This window comes from Gallintestinimicrobium sp. (assembly GCF_046968865.1).
Classification (GTDB): Bacteria; Bacillota; Clostridia; order Lachnospirales; family Lachnospiraceae; genus Gallintestinimicrobium; species Gallintestinimicrobium propionicum.
Genome location: NZ_JBKVPW010000021.1, coordinates 42,302 through 46,216, shown reverse-complemented (window position 1 = coordinate 46,216; position 3,915 = coordinate 42,302). Strand labels below are relative to the sequence as shown.

General features: G+C 55.5%; 5 protein-coding genes. 4 read left to right on the top strand and 1 reads right to left on the bottom strand.

The features are described 5' to 3' along the window. On the bottom strand, positions 1-620 hold a 620-nt coding region (locus tag ACLTOQ_RS14675; protein WP_302952400.1), incomplete at its 3' end, for a helix-turn-helix domain-containing protein. 175 nt (positions 621-795) lie between these two features. On the opposite strand from ACLTOQ_RS14675, the gene ACLTOQ_RS14670 reads away from it, so the two are divergent. From ACLTOQ_RS14670 to ACLTOQ_RS14655, 4 genes are all read left to right on the top strand, one after another. Next, positions 796-1,275, top strand: a complete 480-nt coding sequence (locus tag ACLTOQ_RS14670) for a hypothetical protein (protein WP_226906287.1) — start codon at positions 796-798, stop codon at positions 1,273-1,275. Then, positions 1,259-1,564: a hypothetical protein gene (locus ACLTOQ_RS14665; RefSeq protein WP_055222220.1), complete on the top strand. Its 306-nt coding sequence runs from the start codon at positions 1,259-1,261 to the stop codon at positions 1,562-1,564. The genes ACLTOQ_RS14670 and ACLTOQ_RS14665 overlap by 17 nt, the downstream gene beginning before the upstream one ends. A 474-nt stretch (positions 1,565-2,038) precedes the next feature. Then, positions 2,039-3,283, top strand: a complete 1,245-nt coding sequence (locus tag ACLTOQ_RS14660) for a hypothetical protein (protein ID WP_055266764.1) — start codon at positions 2,039-2,041, stop codon at positions 3,281-3,283. Further along, positions 3,280-3,915: CHC2 zinc finger domain-containing protein (locus ACLTOQ_RS14655; protein ID WP_412319759.1), on the top strand; the 636-nt coding region annotated here is incomplete at its 3' end. The genes ACLTOQ_RS14660 and ACLTOQ_RS14655, both read left to right, overlap by 4 nt.

Below are 3,915 nucleotides of genomic sequence, written 5' to 3'. Positions count from 1 at the left end.
TCATCCAGCGTGGGCTGCGGGTCGGCGGTGGTCTTGTCCTTGCGGTGTGCTTCCCGGATGTCCCGGACGATGCTGTCCAGATCATCGTGCATGACATGGCTGTAAAAATCGCTTTCCTGCACCTGCCCCAGTTCCAGCGTCCGCATATAGAGGTCATCCTCTCCGGGCGCATACTTGCTCATGACGGTCTGCCGGGTGGCCTCCAACACCAGATTCATCTGCTCCACCCGCATATTGGCGATCTGGTCGATGCAGATTTCCATATCTATCATCAGCCGCCGGAAATTCGGGTGGGCAGCCAGTTCGCAGAGAAGCCGGTTGTTGATTTTGCCGCTGCTCAAAAGTTCCACCATATCATCACTCAGATGCAGAGATTGAAGTTCTGTGTTTGGGTGATTTTTATTTTCCGTCAGCCCCATCAGATAGTCGGTGGACACGCCGTAAAAGTCCGCCAGCGTTGCAATCGCAAACGGGCTGATGTCCTTGTAGTCATCGGTTTCGTATTTTCCCAGCGCGGATTTAGACAGGCCGGTCTGCTCCGCCAGTTGTTCCAGCGTCAGGTGCTTGTCCACCACCCGCAGGTCTTTGAGCCGCTCCGGGATTGTCAGCTTTGCGTACATCCAAAGCCCCCTCTCTCGTTATCTTTTTCAGTGATTACACCCATTATAGCACGATTCCATAAGCGTGGAAATATGCGGATTTCGAGCGTTTTTCCGACGTTTTGGATATACGGGAAAGGGCCTCTTTTTTCGGTAAACTGGTTCTTGCAGACAGGCACAGAACCTTGAAAATCGAATGACCGGCTGCAAGGGGTATGGCCTCCGGGGAAGTGACGCCAGGACAGAAATCGAGCACACCAAAGAGGCCGATACGCCGGGAGAAATTCCGGGCAGGAGCGGCTTGCAGGCAGACCGGCGGACAGGAAACAAGTTTATCATGCGGGGCGCATGGCTCCGCAGCAAAGAAATGGAGGAAATCATTATGACACTGAGTATGAAAGAAAAGAAGATTCTCTACGCTTACGGCTGTCTCAGCCACCACAATACGGTGACACGGCTGAAATGGCTGACGGCTCTGACGGTTGACCCGGAGGCCAAACGCCGGATGCTGGGGCTGGCCCGGAAGGTGGAGACGGAGATGAACGAAAGCTGGTACGAGGATTTTTATCACCATCTGCGCATGGAGATGGACGAGTACCGCCGTCTCAAGCGCAACCTGCGTGTGCTGAAATCTTACACCGATTATGAGGAGGATCTGTATGAAGAAGCTGTCTAAGTATGAGAAAGAAACCATCATCAACTGGAACGAGGCGGAGAACCTTGCCAGCGTCTACACCTTCAACGCCAGCTTGAAGCGCAGGCTGGCTGATTTCAGCCGGAAGTACCCACTGTTGTGCCGGTTGGAGCGCAGCACGCCGGAGGGCAGCGTGACCTATGTGCTGGACAAGTCCCGGCTGTCGATCCGGCTGGTGCCTCCGTACAGCGAAGAACGGAAAGCCGCCGCAAGGGAGTACGCAAAGGAGCATGGCTTTCAGGTGGTGGTAACGGAAGAAAAAATCGCCTAAAATCGGGGTGTTTACGGGAAAAATGACGGGTCTGCACCCGATGTTTTGACCGGCAATCCCCGCAGGCGTATTCCGTATCCACTCCCCGCCTATGGGCGCAAATGTGTGGATACGGAGCCGGTGAAACTGGCAAACACCGTTCCTGCGGTGGAAGCCAGCTTCGCCGGTGCGGAAGTACAGAGGGCGGCCAGCCCTTTGTGGCGGGGTGCAGGGGCGGCAGCGCACTGCTGGGGTCAAGGGGCAACGCCCATTGGCAGGTTAAGGGCGGCAGCCATTATCGGGTCAAGGACGAAGTGCCTTGGCAGGTTGAGGGCAGCCGCCCCATCGGGTCAAGGGTGAAACGCCTTGCCCAGGGAGAGTTGATGCCTGCGTCAACTTGTACTGGGTATTACCTGACGCAAAATTCGCAGGATTTGCGGCTTCGCCGCCCCTTCCCCGGCCCCAGAACATCTTCGCAGGAAGGAGGAAATCTGTTTGAAACTGACACGACACAATGGACGCTCCGGCAAGCATGGCACCTATAATCCCCGCCACAATGACCGCCGGTTCGATGTGGAGAACAGCGAACACATTGACGCAGAACGGGCAAGGCAAAATGTCTACTGGGACTGCTACCGGGGCTTTACCACCCATGAGTTCCGGGAGAACCCGGAGCAGCCGGATTTCAGCTTTGAGGAAATCGAGCGGATGTATTACTACGAGCATTACGGCGGCTATGTGGAAGCTCAGAACGCCCGGAATGAGAAAACCCGGCACACCGAGCGCAACCGCACTGTGGAGGACTTGCTGAAAAACAACAAGACCTGCCCGGAGGAAAGTATCTACCAGATCGGCACGATGGGAGAATCCGTCTCGCCGGATACGCTCTTTTCCATCGTCAATGAGTTTTATCAGGAATTTGAGCGCCGCTTCGGTTCCCATATCCACATCCTGGACTGGGCGCTCCATCTGGACGAGGGGACGCCCCACATCCATGAGCGGCACGTCTTTGACTGTGAGAACCGCTATGGGGAACTGTGCCCCCAGCAGGAAAAGGCGCTGGAAGAACTTGGCATCCCTCTCCCCAACCCGGAGAAGCCCAAAGGCCGGAACAACAACCGCAAGCAGACCTTTGATGCGGTCTGCCGGACGATCCTGTTTGACATCGCCAGACGGCATGGGCTGCATCTGGATCAGGAGCCGTCCTACGGCGGGCGGGACTATCTGGAAAAACAGGATTATATCCTGATGAAGCAGAAGGAGCAGCTTGCGGCGCAGGAGCAGAAGCTGGAAGAACTGACGCTCAAAATCGAGGACGTGGAGACGCTGTTAGATGATGTTTCCGATGCGGCCTATGACAAGGCGGTGGAGGTGGTGACCGATACCGTCCGGCAGGAGACACACAAAGAAGATATTCGTCTGATCGAGGAAACGAAAAAGTGGGTGCTTTCGCCGGAGCGGAAGGCCCCGAAGAAGGAGCGTGACTACGCTGCCGCCCGTCTGGATGGAGTGATTACCAAAATCAAACGGGTCATGCAGAACGCCCTGGCAAAAATCCAGAAAACTCTCATGCAGCCGGAGGTCAAGAAGGCCGGTAAGGAGCAGATTAAGGAGAAGGCCAGAGAATCCATCCGGGAGAAGCTGGCGAAAGGCAGGCTGAACGCTGACCGAGATAACCGGGAACGCTGGGAACGTGAGGGGCGGATTGCTCCGAAAAAGAAACACGATATGGAGTTATGAGGCACCTGATTTTCTGCGGAAACGGGTGCTTTTTTCTCTGCCTGGAGGTGAGAAAATCGAATATATTTGAAGCGGTGAAGGAGTCTGTCACCACAAGGCAGGCTGCGGAATATTACGGGGTGCAGGTTGGCAGGAATGGCATGGCCTGCTGTCCCTTCCATGATGACAAACATCCCAGTATGAAGATTGACCATCGGTTCCACTGCTTTGGCTGTCAGGCAGATGGGGATGTGATTGATTTTACCGCCCGTCTGTTTAGTCTGAGCAGTAAGGAGGCGGCGCTGAAGCTGGCGGAGGATTTCTCTGTCCACTATGACGCCAAAGGCCATGACCCGCCCCGCAGGAGGCCGGTCAAGCGAAAAATCAGCGAGGAACTGCGTTACCGGCAGGCGGAGCAGAAATGTTTCCGGGTGCTGTGCAATTACCTGCATCTGCTGGAACGCTGGGAGAAGGAATACGCCCCGCAGACGCCGGATGAAGCGTGGAATCCGCTGTTCGTGGAGGCCCTGCAAAAGAAACCGTACACGGAATATCTGCTGGATATTCTCTTGTCCGGCAGCATGGAGGAACGTGCTTCCGTGGTCGCTGAGTATGGAAAAGAGGTGAGGAAGATTGAGCAGCGAATATCAGAG

Bases quoted from the DNA above. Each gene is read 5' to 3' on its own strand.
- ACLTOQ_RS14670 (WP_226906287.1), top strand. From the start codon at position 796: ATGACCGGCTGCAAGGGGTATGGCCTCCGGGGAAGTGACGCCAGGACA.
- ACLTOQ_RS14665 (WP_055222220.1), top strand. From the start codon at position 1,259: ATGAAGAAGCTGTCTAAGTATGAGAAAGAAACCATCATCAACTGGAAC.